This is a genomic window from Cupriavidus sp. U2 (assembly GCF_009663685.2).
GTDB classification, from domain to species: domain Bacteria; phylum Pseudomonadota; class Gammaproteobacteria; order Burkholderiales; family Burkholderiaceae; genus Cupriavidus; species Cupriavidus necator_C.
The window spans coordinates 42,715-57,100 of record NZ_RCOG02000007.1; the positions used below are offsets into that span (position 1 = coordinate 42,715).

A 14,386-nucleotide genomic window follows, 5' to 3' on the forward strand; every position below is an offset into this window, starting at 1 on the left:
TAAAATTGCGCCCCCGCAGTTGTCAGCGGGGCTTCATCATCCTTAGTGCTCACGCCTAGAAGGGCGCTTTCCCTCAGATGTTCTTGGGCGCAGCCGCGTTCGAAGGTGCTTGTCTTCCGCGCTGCGCATAGATCCGGGGTGTTCGTTGTGAACCCCAAAAAGTCGCAAGGACTTCGCTGCTATGCGGTCGAGACTGACGGCACTTCTGATGGCAATCTCGACCTATCAGGCGTGGGATTTCTACTACCTTGCAACGCGAGCACCGGACGCTCATGTCGTCGCCGACGCAGTCGCGTGGGTAGTGGGCGGCCTCGCGATCCTTTGGTTCGTGATTCGAAAACGGCGTCGTCGTGTCCACCACAAGCGGCCCGTTTCTGAAGCGCTACCTGGCGCACCCAAGGTACGATGGCAAGCGATGGTCGAACGAGACGAGGTGGCAATTCAGGCGACGCGGCAGTTGTTGCAGTCAATGCAGATGCAGTTCGATCGCTGGAAATTTACGCCACCGGAAACGGAAGTGGCGATGCTTCTCATAAAAGGGTTGACCCTTGAAGAGTGTGCTCAGTCGCTAGCGTGGCATGATGTGACGGTGCGGACAATTGCCGCGAGCGTATTCGCCAAGGCACACCTCAGCAATCGCCATCAATTTGCCGCCTACTTTCTCGGTGATCTGTTGGTTGAGCCGATCGAACCTGCACCTCGATCAAAAGCCGGTGAGTGTAGACACGACGCCGGCATGTAAGTTGTCGCGCTTGACCTTCAAGCAAAGACCAGAACGGTAAAAACCCGATTATTGGTGTCTGTGCCGCAGTACGGTGCTGTGGCTGTATCTCTATTTCGATGAACAAACTTCTTCAAGCTATACACGAAAGCTTGCCGCAGTGGCTGGCAGATTGGTTCGACATTCTTGTTCCCGCTATCGAGGTCGTGCTGATTGCGGCTGGCGCATGGTTAGCAGTGCGCATCGCGCGTCGGTTGCTTAGAAAGCTGACCAACACATATTCTCTGCCAGGAAAAGTTGCGGCGCTGTCTTTGCGTGTGGTGGCGACCATCGTGTACGTAGCTGCCACGCTCTGGGCTCTCGAGCGAATGGGCGTGTCTGGAACTGTCCTGTGGACCGCATTCACGGGATTTGCCACTGTCGGGGCGGTCGCGTTTTTCGCCGCGTGGAGTGTACTCTCGAACCTGTTCTGCGCGCTCCTGATCTACGTCACCGGTGCGTTCCGCATCGGGGACGTTGTGGAGCTTCTTGAGAACGGGGAAAAGCCGGGAATAAAGGGCCGTGTGCTCGACGTAAATCTCGTCTATACCACCTTACTGGAAACAACAGTCGACGGACAAGAGGTGGTGCTGCAGCTGCCGAACAGTCTGGTGTTTCAACGTGTGCTACGAAGGTGGAAGTAGCCTCACGGGTGGCGCGGTCCGGTGAGAACGCAGACCGGTGCTAGAGGGGAATCCCGCTTTCGCGTTTTTGAGGCTACGTAAACTACTCAAGACCTTAAGCTGGCGTCCGCGATGTCGGCGGGCGCCGCAAAACTGCTTGATTTCAGTGGCAGTGGCGAATGCCGGTCTTGTGGTCTATATGGCAGCCTTGGCTGTCAGTCCCACCACTATGCGCCCACACGCCGCCCGACGCACAGGCCAGAACGGCCGTGAGAATGATGGTGATCCGTTTCAAGAAAGGTCTCCCTGGAGTGTTGGTTAGCGGTCTCAGTCTGCCGCACGTTCCACACTATCATCACTGCGATTGCCAGCCCTCCCCGCCGCGGTAGGGCTGTTGCGGCTGTGTCACAACTGTCTGCGCTCGCTACGGCCAACGCACCTCAGCAACGTAACGAAAATGCTGACGGCCGCTGGCGCCCAAGTTTGTAGGTGAATCGACGCATAACGTCCCCGCAATCCCGATGGCCTCGCCGACTCACGCCCTCTGACTTTCGATTTGCACCGAGCATGATAGGAGTCCTTGCGACCTGAACAGGGAAGGGAGAGTGGACCGAATCGGGCGCTTCGACGCAGGCGCCACGGTGGGCAATAGCTCCCTTGGACTACATCGGTGGTGAGGGTAAACCCCAGCGTTGCGAAGGCCATCCACGTTGGCGGGCGAGCGTCAATCTATGAGTTTTCCAGATCAATCCGCTCCCAAAGAATCGTTTGTTGTCCCTGAGACCGGCTTCGATAATTTGCATCAAAGCCCGCGACAAACTGCGCGCGGGCGACAAATCCAGATGCAAAGGAGACAAGGCAATGAATGCCCCCATCGAAGCCAAAGAATTTCCGCTCGTCCAGCTCGCAAACGTTCTGGAGCCGATTGAGAGAGCCACTGGGCTCGGAAATGCGTTCTATACCGACGACCAGTACTACAAGCAAGAGCGTGACACGTTGCTGGGTAAAGACTGGGTATGCATCGGTTTTGCGGATGACGTGAAGGCGAAGTCTTTTGCCAAGCCGGTCGATTTCATGGGTCTACCGCTGCTGATGATGCGCAATCGCGAAGGCGTCCTCCAGGTTTTCCACAACGTCTGCAGCCATCGTGGCATGAAACTGGTACACGAAGCCGGTGAAATCCAGGGAGTGATTCGCTGTGGATACCATTCCTGGACGTATGATCTGAACGGCGTGCTCAAGGGCACGCCACATGTTGGCGGTGTCAATCAGCACAAGGACCCCCGCTTTGCGTGCGAGAAGCACGGTCTGAAGGCATTGCGCAGCCATGTCTGGATGGGCATGGTCTTCGTCAATCTCTCGGGGACGGCGCCTGCCTTCGAGGAAGCCATTAAGCCGCTGACGGACCGCTGGCAACAATTTCTCGGTGCGGATGGGCTATCCATGATCCGTATGCCGCACGATAGTGGCTCGTGGTCGCTTGAGGTCAATTGCAACTGGAAGCTTGCGGTCGAGAACTACTGCGAGGCCTACCATCTTCCCTGGGTCCACCCATCGCTGAATACCTATTCGCGTTTGGAAGACCACTACAACATCGCGTTTTCGGAGCGCTTTGCCGGCCAGGGAAGTCATGCATACAACCTCGCCGACGTCGAGGGCATCTCACTGCCGACGTTCCCATCGTGGCCGGTGGACCGGATGCGCACCGCCGAGTACGTTGCACTCTTCCCCAACGTCCTGCTTGGCATTCAGGCCGATCATGCCTTCGCAATGGTGCTGCAACCCTTGGCCGCGAACCGCACGGTAGAGCACCTACGGCTCTTTTTCGTGGGCGATGAGGCCGCGCAAGACCCGAACTATGCGGCGAGCCGACATGCCGTCCTGGCAGCCTGGCGCGTCGTGTTCAGCGAAGACATCGGCGCTGTGGAGGGGATGCAGGCCGGACGCCAGTCGCCCGGCTTCACAGGGGGCGCCTTCTCGCCAGAGATGGACGCGCCCACCCACTATTTCCATCGTTGGATGGCCACCCGGCTCCTTGAAAACGCGCAAGCGTGATAGGAGAGAGAAATGGCACCCACCATGGCTCGACATTGGCTCAACTACATCAACGGAGAGTGGGTCGACAGTGGCCGCCGGCTCGATGTCGCCTCCCCCGCGACAGGCGAGAATTTCGCTACCGTGGCGCTGGCGAGTGTCGAGGATGCTGAACTGGCTCTCGACGCGGCCGCGCGGTGTGTTCAACGCGGGGACCTGACACATCAGCGGCCCGAGGAAAGGGTGAGATGGCTTCTGCATATCGCGGAGGAGATCCGCGCCGTAGCCGACGAAGGCGCGCAGATCCTCTGCCAGGAAAACGGTAAGCGACTGAGCGACGCGCGCGACGAGTTTATCGAGGCTGCACGCTACTTCGAGTACTACGCGGGTATGGCCGACAAGATCGAGGGAATTTCCGTCCCACTCGGTGATAGCTATGTGGATTTCACGCGCTATGAGCCGATGGGCGTCTCGGTGCAGATCGTGCCGTGGAATTTCCCGGTCTCCATCTGCGCGCGTTCGCTCGCGCCCGCATTGGCGGCGGGCAACGCCGTCATCGTGAAGTCCCCGGAACTGTCGCCGCTCGGTCTCTGCGTTCTTTTCCAGGCGATTCAACGAGTTGGGTTGCCCCGTGGCGCCGTCCAGTTACTGTGCGGTCTCGGTCGAGAAGTCGGTGCCCATCTGGCTAGTAGTGCGAAGACGAATCACATTGTCTTTACCGGTTCCGTACCGACGGGGCGCGCCATTCTTGCTGCCGCTGCGCAATGGGCGACGCCCAGCGTGATGGAGTTGGGCGGAAAGTCCGCGGCAATTGCTTTCCCAGACTGTGACCGTGAGGATCTGCTTGCCAGCGTAAAGAGCGGCATCTTCTTCAACGCTGGTCAGGTGTGCTCGGCCATGTCGCGGCTTCTCGTACACCGCGATATTTACGACGAGGTGCTGCTTGCCGTCGCAGCGCTTGCCAACCAACTCGTCACGGGGCCTGGAGAAGACGACCCCGATCACACCCCGCTGATCAGCCTCGATCAGCTCGATAAGGTGGCTTCTATGTGTCGGGAGGCCGTTGCGGAGGGGGCCACGGTGGTGGCAGGCGGCGACCGAGTGGTGGAGCGGTGCGGGCATTTCATGCAGCCGACGATTCTTGGCCACGTACAGCCACACATGAAGATCGCTTGCGAAGAGGTGTTCGGTCCCGTGTTGTGTGTGATGCCATTCGAAACCGAGGATGAAGCGGTACAGATTGCCAATGGCACGCCGTTTGGCCTGGTGGGGGGCGTATTCACGCGCGACATTAGCCGCGCACTGCGCTTTACGCGACGTCTGCGCGCCGGCCAGGTCTTCGTGAACGAATGGTATGCGGGCGGCATCGAAACCCCGTTCGGTGGCGTTGGGCTTTCTGGATTTGGTCGGGAGAAGGGCCAGGAGGCCATCTATAGCTACGTGCGTACGAAGAACGTCGCGATTCGCGTGGCCGACCACTAGGAGGCACCCGAAATGAAGAAGTGGCTCTGCATCGTTTGCGGTGTGATCTACGACGAGGCTGAAGGCTGGCCTCAGGATGGCATTCCCCCCGGAACCCGATGGGAGGATGTCCCTGAGGATTGGAAGTGCCCCGAGTGTGGGGTCGGCAAGGCTGACTTTGAGATGCTGGAGATTGCGGGGGAGGAGGTGCCGTCAGCCTCGCCAGCGATTGCTGTGTCGGCCGTCGCCGCAGCGAACCCTGTCACGCAGTGCTCACCCCATCCAGTCGTCATCGTGGGTTCCGGCCATGCTGGTTACGGGCTGGCCCAGGCGATTCGTCAGCGTGACCCGCATGCCGAAATCATCGTCCTGACGCGTGAGTCTGGTCATCTCTATTCAAAGCCAGCCCTATCAATCGCGACCTCGTTGGGGCGCAGTGTCGAGAGCCTGATTGCCGAATCGCCTTTCGAGATCGAGAGAAGGCTCAGGATCCGTGTCTATCCCTACTGTGACGTGCATGCGATCAACAGTGCCGCGCACACCCTGACGACTAGCATGGGGGAGATGCCCTACGCAAAGCTCGTTCTGGCTCTGGGGGCAAGCCCCGTACGCCTTGGTGTTAGGGGGCGTGGCGATGCGCTGCTAAGCGTCAACAACCTTGACGACTATCGGGCATTGCGTCGTCAGTTGGAAGGCGCCACACGTGTGGCGATCATCGGCGATGGGCTCATTGGGTGTGAGTTTGCCAACGACCTCGCCACCAGTGGCTACCAGGTGAGTGTCGTCGGCATCGGGAGATGGCCGCTGGAACGTCTCCTGCCGCATGCGGCTGGAGTCCACCTGCAACGTGCCCTGACAAGCCTTGGAGTGGATTGGCATCTGGAAAATCAGCTGGAGGAAATCGGCGGAGTACCCGGTGCATGGCAACTCAAGCTCGCCGATGGCAGAGAACTGGAGGCGAACGTGGTGATCTCGGCGGTGGGCCTGACGCCAAACGTCGCGCTGGCTGCCGACAGCGGTTGCGCCGTCGGACGCGGCATTCGTACGGACGACACCCTGCAGACAAGCCTTCCGGATGTGTATGCACTTGGTGACTGCCTGGAAATTGGCGGCCGACTGGCCCCGTACTTGGCACCAATCAACCACGGCATTACCGCCCTTGCTCGAACACTGACCGGGAGCCCGACGCCAGTCAGCTACCCGCCCATGCCCGTCCATGTGAAAACGCCGGTGGCGCCGCTGTGCTTCCTGCCGTCTCCCGCATCCGGCTTAGGCGAGTGGCGGGTCGATGAGACCGCGGATGGGGGGGTGAGTTGTGGCCACTTTGACGACAGCGGGCGGATGTGCGGCTTCGCGCTCGTCGGTTCCGCGGCACAGTCGTTGCGCGGACAGTGGCTGGAAGCATGCAAGCCGCCGATTGGCGATTATGTGTCCTGATATCTACTACGCAAGATGAACCTGCCAAATGATGACAAAAGCTGCGGCTGGTATGCCGCGCTACCAAGCCCGGAACTGGCCATGGGATTGGCTGGCCGTCAATCGGCGGACTATGCCGTGATCGGCGCCGGCTTTGCCGGTCTTGCCGCTGCGCGTCGGCTCGCTGTTCACAAGCCGCAGGCTCGCATTCTCCTGGTCGACGCACAACGCGTGGGCGAGGGCGCGTCGGGTCGCAATTCGGGGTTCGTGATAGATCTTCCGCACAAGTTCGCCCTGGAGAACCCGGACCCGGCGTTCAAGCAGCGGTTGCTGCGGTTGAACCGCGCCGCGATTGCCCAACTGCAATCACTCATCGACAACCACGGCATCGCGTGTCAATGGTCGCATGCAGGGAAATATCAGGGTGCGGTCGGTGAGCGAGGACTGGCCTACCTGGCGCATTTCGAAAAGCTCCTGGCGGATCTAGGAGAGCCCCACCATTCGGTCGATGGCAGCAAGCTGGCTGGGATCTTGGGCACCAGTCATTACAGCCGCGCCGTATTCACGCCGGGATGCTACCTGATGCAGCCAGCGGCGCTGGTCCGAGGGCTTGCGCGATGCCTGCCCGAGAATGTTGAGCTGCTCGAGAACGCTCCCATTTTGCGGGTGGACCGTGACGGCACTGGCGGCTACGTACTGCACGGCGCGAACGGGGCCATTCATACGCGAAGCCTGCTGCTCGGGACGAGCATTTTTACGCGCGAGTTCGGGTACCTGCAAAACCGGCTGTTGCCGGTGATGACCTTCGCGAGCTGGACCGCGCCACTGAACTCCGAGCAATGCAAGCGCTACAAGGGAACCTTCGACTGGGGATTAACGCCGGCCGATCATGCGGGCACGACGGTGCGCATGACGCAGGATCGACGTTTGATCATTCGAAATACCTACCGGCACGTATCGAAATATGGCCGCAGCGTCGACAGCGCTATGCGCGAGCGAATCCGCGCGGGTCACCGTCAGGCATTCCTTGCACGCTTTCCGGAGTTGGCGGATCTGGAATTCACCCATACATGGGGAGGCGTCTACGCCATCTCGCGCAACTTTACGAACTTCTTCGGCCAGTTGCCGGATGGGGCCTTCGCGTCGGCATGCGACAACGGCGTTGGCGCTGCATGGGGCACCATCTCAGGTACCTTGTTGGCGGACTATGCCGTGGGCGCCCAGTCTTCCCTGCTTGACGACATTCAGGCGGTCACCGGTATGCCATCCCTGAATCCACCGGAACCGTTCCTCGGCATTGGCGTTCGCTCCCGCATCATGCTCGCCGCGTGGCAAAGTCGGAGCGAGCTGTGAGAACCCAAGCGAATCCGACTGCGGAAGTAAGGTTGGTCGACCAGGCTGACCTCGGCTTCGTTGTCCGAGGCGGGCCGCCTGGTGCGGCCTACGTCGCACGAGCGTTTCCCGATGACGGACTGTCTCCTCTCGGTATCGGTTTCGCGAGGTGGGAAGGTGCGCGGGTCAGCTGGACCACATTGTACGAGGAAGTGATCTTCACCATCGAAGGCAGCCTAAGTGTGGAAGTCGGCGGTTGTCAGCATCACGTCAAGCCCGGACAGGTTTTGTGGATACCCAAGTACACGGAGCTGATCTATTCGGGCTTTGCGCTTTTTGGGTATGTCGTGTACCCGGGAAACTGGAAGCAGACGTGCAACGAGGACTTGGAGGAACCTACAATGCACTTGAGGTAAGGTAACGTGGTTGCATCACGGAAGGCATCTTCGCTGTCCAGGACCTTCAGTGGCGCGACCAATGCGGGACTACTATTAAAAAAGCCCCCGGAGACACCCGTTCCCATGAAAATCCAGCCATTGCCGCCGTTCAAGGCGCTGATTGCCTTTGAAGCCACGGCTCGCTTGGGCAGCTTCACGCGTGCCGCAGACGAACTCAATGTCACGCAGGGCGCCATCAGCCGACAAATCGGTTTGCTCGAAGACATGCTTGGCGCACACCTTCTCGACCGAACCACGCGCTCGGTCCGCCTGACTCCCACGGGCGAACAGTACTTTCAATCCAGTCGAGAAGCCTTGCTTGCCCTTGCGGAGGCCACGCAGGTGGTCAAACGATGGCAGGGCGACCAGCAGGTGACGGTTGCCACCAGCACAGCGCTCGCCTCCTTGTGGTTGCTGCCGCGCATCCCCGAGTTTAATGACGCTCATCATGGCATCGACCTGCGCATAGTTGCCTTTGATCACGTCAAGGACTACGGCAAACTGGAGTGTGACCTCGCCGTCTACTATTGCAAGAGCCCACCGGCCTCTATCAAGAGCACGCCGATCTGCAGCGAAGAAATCTTCCCGATCTGCAGTCCCGCGTATCTGGCACGTTGTCCGGAACTCCGCCGGGCGGAAGACCTTGCTGCCTGTACCTGGCTGTGGCTAGACGATTCCGAACGAGACTGGGTCAGTTGGCCAGAGTGGTTTCGCCGCCTGGATCTCGCGCCCGCCACGCCTCGCAATCGGATCAATCTCAACAGCTATGCCATGGTGATCCAAGCCGCGTTGAGCGGCCAAGGTGTCGCGCTCGGATGGGGAAATCTCATCGATCCCTATTTAAAGGCGGGCACCCTAATACGTCCTGTTCCTGAAACGCTTAAAACAGATGGGCAATTCCTGATCCTCGAACCGTCGGGGCCGCACGAGAGACGAAAAAGCGTGGGAAGTTTTCGGGACTGGCTGCTGTCGCTGCAATGACTGGGGCCTTGCGAGCATCGCGGGGGCCCTGTATTACGTCGCGCCCAGAGCAGTCTATTCGGACTAATGCTTGGCTATTCATGTATCCTTTTTTATTACATTAAATAATCAATCGATGCACAAAAGATCGTTTGTTTAACCCGGCGGACTTACACAAACTCTCCTTGCGGCTTGATCGAAATCAAGGTGTTCCTGCTGCGAATAGAACAGGCCTTAGGCCATACAGATCCAAGGAGACAACGTTGTCCAATGCAATCGGTTCCCTATCTTCCGCCCCCGTGCTACACCCCGGGAAACTGTCAAACAAGCATCGCAAATTCCTGACGAAGCTGACGGCCGTCATCTCCGGAGGCATGCTGATCGATGGCTTCGTCCTGGGCTGCATCGGGATCGTGATGCCCGCCATCACCAACGACCTGCACCTGTCCGTCGTCTGGCAGGGATTGATTGGCGCATCGGCGCTCATTGGCATCTTCATTGGTGGTCCGCTCGGCGGGTGGCTGGCCGACAAAGTCGGACGACGGCCGATGTTCACGATCGATCTGGCGATTTTCCTGGTAGGTTCCATCGCGCAATTCTTCGTGACGGACGCGCTGCAACTCTTTGCGGTCCGGGTATTGATGGGTATTGCTATCGGTGCGGACTATTCGATCGGTTGGCCCCTGCTTGCGGAATTCTCGCCAGCGCGCCTGCGCGGCAAGTTGCTCGCAGTCCTTGAACTGGCGTGGTACGTGGGATTCCTCGTCTCCTACGCGGTGGGCTACGGCTTGACGGTTGCTCACGCGGCGAGTTGGAACGTGATTCTTGGACTAAGCACGATTCCGACCGTCATCGTTTTCTTGATGCGGCTGGGTACGCCGGAGTCGCCGCGTTGGCTGATGAGCATGGGGCGAACGGCCGAAGCTAGGGCCCTGGCGGCGGAGTATATGGAGCAGGACGAACAAGCGGATTTGCAATCGCAGCCCATCACCGATCAGCAGGGGTTCGGTCGACTGTTCTCGGCCGACTATATCAAGGCCACCATTTTTGTCTCGATCTTCTGGGTATGTAACGTCACCCCATACTTTGCGATCGGTGCATTCGCACCCATTGTGCTGGAACGACTGGGGCTTCAGGAGGGATTGACTGGCGGGTTGGTGCTCAACGGAGTGGCGGTACTCGGGACCGCTATCGCGGTGATGTCGATCGAGCGCGTCGGTCGGCGCAAACTGGCTATTCCGCCGTTCTTCGTTTCGGCCATCGCGCTGCTCTGCGTGGCGCTGTTTTCTCACGGTTCCCCCACGCTCATTCTGGTGTGCTTCTTCACGTTCTCCCTGGTGAACGCGATTTCGACCACGCTGACGGGGGTCTATCCCGGTGAGGTGTTCCCCACGGAAATCCGAGGAGTAGGCGTCGGCTTTGCCACCGCCTTTTCTCGTGTAGGGGCCGCGGCCGGCACCTTTTTGCTGCCGCTGGTCATTGATGGCTTCGGCGTTGGCATGGCATTACTCATTGCCGCGGGTATCTGCCTCTTCGGCGGCATCGTGTCTTACTTCCTGGCACCGGAGACCAAGGGGAAACTACTCAGCGAGGTCTCTGCACCGCAGGGGCGCACCGTGCCGCAACCTGGGTCATGATTGTCGACGAGGCAACGGGCGCTCTGGCGCATCGATGAAGCTCTCCCGCACGCCGCGTGTGGTGCGGCGCTCGCAGCAAGTTGGCATGAGTCGGCGTGCGGCGCGCTCCGGATGACCGGATGCCGACGCGAGGCCTGCGCATGGCATCCGTCATGGGGTGCGTGCTTCCTCGTGCCGACGTCGTCCTGTCCATACCACGCATAACCGAAATCATGATGGCCGTCGCTGACGCAGTCGGGATCATTGGTGTGATCTGCTATCAGATCGCCTATGCAGGCCTGCAATTGAATCGATTGCAACGGGACAGCAAACTGTACTTGGCCCTCAATCTGATCGGTCCCTGCTGCTTGCTGTATTCCCTTGTCTTTCATTTCAACCTCGCCGCGGCGATCAGCCAGTGGTTATGGTTGATGTGGAGCGTGGTGGGTGTGGTCGTCACCGTCCGCACCCGACGACGGCAGCCTGCGCACAGCGGCGAAATGTGTCCGGGACAGGGTAGGCGGTCCGCATTGGGTTCGGACGTGCCGCGGTAGGCGACGGCGGCACCGCGGGCGCCACGCGCGGCGATCGCCCGGCAGGGAAGCCAGACGGCCATCGGCTTACGACAGCAACCGCCGGCGGCTCGCGCCGGCGCGCCCGCGGCCTGCAAGACCTGACTTGTCATTTCCTAATGCCGCCAACGGTGCGGCCTGCAACGCAATCCATTTGGAACTACCCATGAAGAAACAATTCTTTGTGATGGGCATGGCGTGCGCCGTCATGGCGCCCGCCTGGGCTGTCGGCTCAGTGACCCTGTATGGCATCTTGGATGAAGGGGTCAACTACACGAGCAATGTCGGCGGACACAGCCAGGTCGCGCTGGAAAGCGGCTTCCCTCACGGCAGCAGGTGGGGCATAAAGGGCACCGAACCATTGGGCGGTGGACTCCAAACGGTGTTTCAGCTCGAAAACGGCTTCATGGTGGACAACGGCCGCGCAGCCCAGGGGGGCTTGCTGTTCGGCCGGCAGGCCTATGTTGGGATTGTTAGTGATCGATTCGGGACTGTGACGGCGGGTCGGCAGTATGACTTGACGGTGGATTTCCTCTCGCAAACCTCCGCAGCCGGGAGTTGGGGCGGATACATGTTTGGACACCCCTACGACAACGACAACATGGTGTATTCATTTCGGGTGAACAACACGCTGAAATACACCAGTCCGCTGCTGGGTGGGGTCAAGTTCGGCGGCGCCTACAGTTTCAGCAACGACGCAAACTTTGCGAGAAATCGGCAGTTCAGCTTTGGTACGCAATACACGCAGGGTGGCCTGCTGCTGGCGGCTGCCTACCTTCAGGCCAACCAGCCCTCCGCGACGCCCAACGGTGCGATCAACAACGGGGGAGACCAGAATCTGCTCGGCAGTCGGCTGGAGATCTTTGGCGCTGGCGCGACTTATAGCATCGGGGCGTCGACCTTCGGTCTCGTCTACTCGAACACGAACGTGTCCGCGCCCAAAAGCTCGGGGTACGTCGGGCCGATTGTCTCTCCGGCGGGGGCGGCGTCATCCCTGAAATTTCAGAACTTCGAGGTGAACGCCAAATACCAGTTCGCGCCATCTTACTGGCTTGGAGCAATGTACACGTTTACGCGCGCGAGTCTGGCGGCCGGTTCTGGCCGCCAGGATCCGGTCTATCACTCATTTGGGTTCATGGCCGACTATGCATTTTCCAAACGGACCGATATTTATATGCAGGGTGTCTATCAGCGCGTCGCAGGAGACCGCACGGGCACCGTCCTCGATGCAGCCTATGTGACCGGAGCCGCCAACGTGTCCTCTAACCGGAATCAGTTGCTGCTCCGCGCGGCAATCCGCCATTTTTTCTAGGGGTGGCCTTTCCTCGCCAATCACGGGTTACCTCGTCCGAGGAAAGTCCGGCGGTAGGCCTCGGCCTGTTAGGCATGAAAGAGCGAGGCAATCACTGTACGAACCCGGATCGAGCGAGATTTTCCGGGAGGCGTGTGCTTGGCCGCCGCGGATTTTTCCTGAAAGTATGCGAGCCGAGGGCTGCTATCGCTCCATCTAGGCGACGCCTCGCAGGAAGCTGGCAGCGCCACCGTACCTTACGCGGCGAACAGCTGATCTCGAAGGCTGTTTGCCGCTTCCATGACGGCTCGCGGCGTCGACCCGCCGTGTCATCGGAGGGGTGAGTTGTCTTACACATATATCTCCGAGGTGCCAATCGGTGAGCAGCCGCGGGAGTATCGAGGCTGAGCATTCGTTGGCCGCCATCGCTAGCGTCACTTCGATCTTCGGCAGCTACTGTTCAAAAAAGGCGCAAGCCTCGTTTGACTGCACGAGGCAATCGTGTGAGAGTCGAGCATCCGATGGTCCCCGACCCCGGCCGACCGGAAGCGCAAGTAGTGCTGGAAATGTGAGTTCGCGAGTCTACGCTCGTCCCAACCCCTGATCTGCAATGTCCATTCGTACCGCATCACCGGCATTACTGGCGGCTCTGCTTTTCGGCGCAAGCACGCCGCTGGCCAAGGCGCTGACCGGATCGGTTGCCCCGCTCCTGCTGGCCGGACTACTGTATCTTGGTAGCGGCATCGGCCTGGCGCTCGTGCTCGCAATCCGAAGAGTCTGGGCGAAGCCTGATCCGGGAAACGATCATAGCGGTATTCCGCGGGCAGAGGTGCCGTGGCTGATTGGCGCAATCGTTGCGGGCGGCGTAGCGGGGCCAGCGTTGCTGATGAATGGCCTCGTCTCGACCAATGCCGCTTCGGCATCACTGCTGCTGAACGTGGAGGGTGTGTTCACGGCGGTCATCGCCTGGGTGGTGTTGAAGGAGAACGCCGACCGGCAGATTGTTCTGGGGATGATCACGATCGTGGCCGGCGGCTTGCTGCTGTCCTGGCAGCCGGGCAGCCTGCAGATGTCGACTGGCGCGCTGCTTATCGTCGGCGCTTGCCTGTGCTGGGCGATTGACAACAACCTCACCCGCAAGGTGTCCAGCAACGACGCACTGCTCGTCGCCTGCCTGAAGGGGCTTGTCGCGGGACTCTGCAACACGTCGCTCGCCCTGATGCATGGGGCGGAGTTCCCACCAGTCGGTACCGCGGCGGGCGCGCTGATCATCGGATTCGCCGGATACGGTGTGAGTCTCGCCTTGTTTGTGGTGGCGCTGCGGCTATTGGGAACGGCTCGAAGCGGTGCATACTTCTCGGTCGCCCCATTGTTTGGGGTCCTGATCTCGTTTGTGATTTGGCCTGAGGTGCCAGGCTTGGCGTTCTGGTTTGCCGCGGCGCTGATGGCCTTGGGCGTGTGGTTGCATCTGCGAGAGCGGCACGAACACGTGCATACCCATGAGCCATTGGCGCATAGCCACTCGCATCGGCATGACGAGCATCATCAGCATGAGCACGGCTTCTCATGGGATGGCAAGGAACCCCACAGGCACTGGCACGAACACGAGGTAATGGCGCACAAACACCCGCATTATCCAGACATGCACCATCGCCACTTGCACTAATACATCGCGAAGGCCTATGACAGATAGGCCACAATGCGGGTAAATGGCGCGTCGTGCATGGTTGAGCGAAGGTAGTTGACTGGGCTTGCCGACCATGGCCCGCTCGCACCTCGTATGCGAGACCCCAAGTTAGCGCAATAAGCGCCTTTCCAGAGGCTCGCCGGGGGCTGCTTCCTTGCGCAACACGGCAGGGTCAGCGGGGACGATTGCGAAACTAA

The 14,386-nt window shown here is 59.9% G+C and carries 13 protein-coding genes; 12 read left to right on the forward strand and 1 reads right to left on the reverse strand.

Annotated features, from left to right (window positions below):
* Positions 1-208 precede the first annotated feature (208 nt).
* On the forward strand, positions 209-742 hold the full coding sequence (locus D9X30_RS07855) for a helix-turn-helix transcriptional regulator (protein WP_150981917.1): 534 nt from the start codon (positions 209-211) through the stop codon (positions 740-742).
* Between the two features lie 98 nt (positions 743-840).
* On the forward strand, positions 841-1,404 hold the full coding sequence (locus tag D9X30_RS07860; RefSeq protein WP_150981918.1) for a mechanosensitive ion channel family protein: 564 nt from the start codon (positions 841-843) through the stop codon (positions 1,402-1,404).
* Between the two features lie 142 nt (positions 1,405-1,546).
* Here the strand turns inward: D9X30_RS07860 and D9X30_RS07865 are convergent, their stop codons facing one another.
* On the reverse strand, positions 1,547-1,624 hold the full coding sequence (locus tag D9X30_RS07865) for a YHYH domain-containing protein (RefSeq protein ID WP_227461464.1): 78 nt from the start codon (positions 1,622-1,624) through the stop codon (positions 1,547-1,549).
* Between the two features lie 620 nt (positions 1,625-2,244).
* Here D9X30_RS07865 and D9X30_RS07870 point away from each other — a divergent pair.
* The 10 genes from D9X30_RS07870 to D9X30_RS07915 all read left to right on the forward strand — a co-directional run bounded on the left by D9X30_RS07870 (position 2,245) and on the right by D9X30_RS07915 (position 14,168).
* Positions 2,245-3,438, forward strand: coding sequence for an aromatic ring-hydroxylating oxygenase subunit alpha (locus tag D9X30_RS07870; protein ID WP_150981919.1), 1,194 nt, complete (start codon positions 2,245-2,247; stop codon positions 3,436-3,438).
* A 12-nt stretch (positions 3,439-3,450) separates the two neighbouring features.
* Entirely contained in the window at positions 3,451-4,899 is a 1,449-nt protein-coding gene (locus tag D9X30_RS07875; RefSeq protein WP_150981920.1) for an aldehyde dehydrogenase family protein, read from the forward strand.
* A gap of 12 nt (positions 4,900-4,911) precedes the next feature.
* The gene (locus tag D9X30_RS07880; protein ID WP_150981921.1) at positions 4,912-6,315 is read left to right on the forward strand and encodes an FAD-dependent oxidoreductase; all 1,404 of its coding nucleotides are present in this window, start codon (positions 4,912-4,914) and stop codon (positions 6,313-6,315) included.
* A gap of 15 nt (positions 6,316-6,330) precedes the next feature.
* Positions 6,331-7,647 carry an NAD(P)/FAD-dependent oxidoreductase gene (locus D9X30_RS07885; protein ID WP_150981922.1) on the forward strand — a complete coding sequence of 439 codons (1,317 nt, stop codon included), beginning with the start codon at positions 6,331-6,333 and terminating at the stop codon, positions 7,645-7,647.
* Positions 7,644-8,042 (forward strand): EutQ-related cupin domain-containing protein, encoded by a 399-nt coding sequence (locus tag D9X30_RS07890; RefSeq protein ID WP_150981923.1) that lies wholly within the window; start codon positions 7,644-7,646, stop codon positions 8,040-8,042. Before D9X30_RS07885 ends, D9X30_RS07890 begins: the two co-directional genes overlap by 4 nt.
* 105 nt (positions 8,043-8,147) lie before the next feature.
* Positions 8,148-9,044 carry a LysR substrate-binding domain-containing protein gene (locus tag D9X30_RS07895; RefSeq protein WP_150981924.1) on the forward strand — a complete coding sequence of 299 codons (897 nt, stop codon included), beginning with the start codon at positions 8,148-8,150 and terminating at the stop codon, positions 9,042-9,044.
* Between the two features lie 353 nt (positions 9,045-9,397).
* Complete coding sequence (locus tag D9X30_RS07900) at positions 9,398-10,660, forward strand: MFS transporter (RefSeq protein ID WP_150981979.1); 1,263 nt, start codon at positions 9,398-9,400, stop codon at positions 10,658-10,660.
* A gap of 140 nt (positions 10,661-10,800) precedes the next feature.
* Positions 10,801-11,193 carry a CBU_0592 family membrane protein gene (locus tag D9X30_RS07905; RefSeq protein WP_150981925.1) on the forward strand — a complete coding sequence of 131 codons (393 nt, stop codon included), beginning with the start codon at positions 10,801-10,803 and terminating at the stop codon, positions 11,191-11,193.
* A 184-nt stretch (positions 11,194-11,377) separates the two neighbouring features.
* A complete protein-coding gene (locus D9X30_RS07910; RefSeq protein ID WP_150981926.1) occupies positions 11,378-12,523 on the forward strand; it encodes a porin in 1,146 nt (381 codons plus the stop codon).
* Positions 12,524-13,112: 589 nt separating this feature from the next.
* Complete coding sequence (locus tag D9X30_RS07915) at positions 13,113-14,168, forward strand: DMT family transporter (RefSeq protein ID WP_150981927.1); 1,056 nt, start codon at positions 13,113-13,115, stop codon at positions 14,166-14,168.
* Positions 14,169-14,386 lie beyond the last annotated feature (218 nt).

Coding starts and splice junctions, on each gene's coding strand:
- D9X30_RS07855 (WP_150981917.1), top strand. CDS start 209: ATGGCAATCTCGACCTATCAGGCGTGGGATTTCTACTACCTTGCAACG.
- D9X30_RS07900 (WP_150981979.1), top strand. CDS start 9,398: ATGCTGATCGATGGCTTCGTCCTGGGCTGCATCGGGATCGTGATGCCC.
- D9X30_RS07915 (WP_150981927.1), top strand. CDS start 13,113: ATGTCCATTCGTACCGCATCACCGGCATTACTGGCGGCTCTGCTTTTC.
- D9X30_RS07910 (WP_150981926.1), top strand. CDS start 11,378: ATGAAGAAACAATTCTTTGTGATGGGCATGGCGTGCGCCGTCATGGCG.
- D9X30_RS07885 (WP_150981922.1), top strand. CDS start 6,331: ATGAACCTGCCAAATGATGACAAAAGCTGCGGCTGGTATGCCGCGCTA.
- D9X30_RS07870 (WP_150981919.1), top strand. CDS start 2,245: ATGAATGCCCCCATCGAAGCCAAAGAATTTCCGCTCGTCCAGCTCGCA.
- D9X30_RS07860 (WP_150981918.1), top strand. CDS start 841: ATGAACAAACTTCTTCAAGCTATACACGAAAGCTTGCCGCAGTGGCTG.
- D9X30_RS07875 (WP_150981920.1), top strand. CDS start 3,451: ATGGCACCCACCATGGCTCGACATTGGCTCAACTACATCAACGGAGAG.
- D9X30_RS07895 (WP_150981924.1), top strand. CDS start 8,148: ATGAAAATCCAGCCATTGCCGCCGTTCAAGGCGCTGATTGCCTTTGAA.
- D9X30_RS07880 (WP_150981921.1), top strand. CDS start 4,912: ATGAAGAAGTGGCTCTGCATCGTTTGCGGTGTGATCTACGACGAGGCT.
- D9X30_RS07905 (WP_150981925.1), top strand. CDS start 10,801: ATGGCATCCGTCATGGGGTGCGTGCTTCCTCGTGCCGACGTCGTCCTG.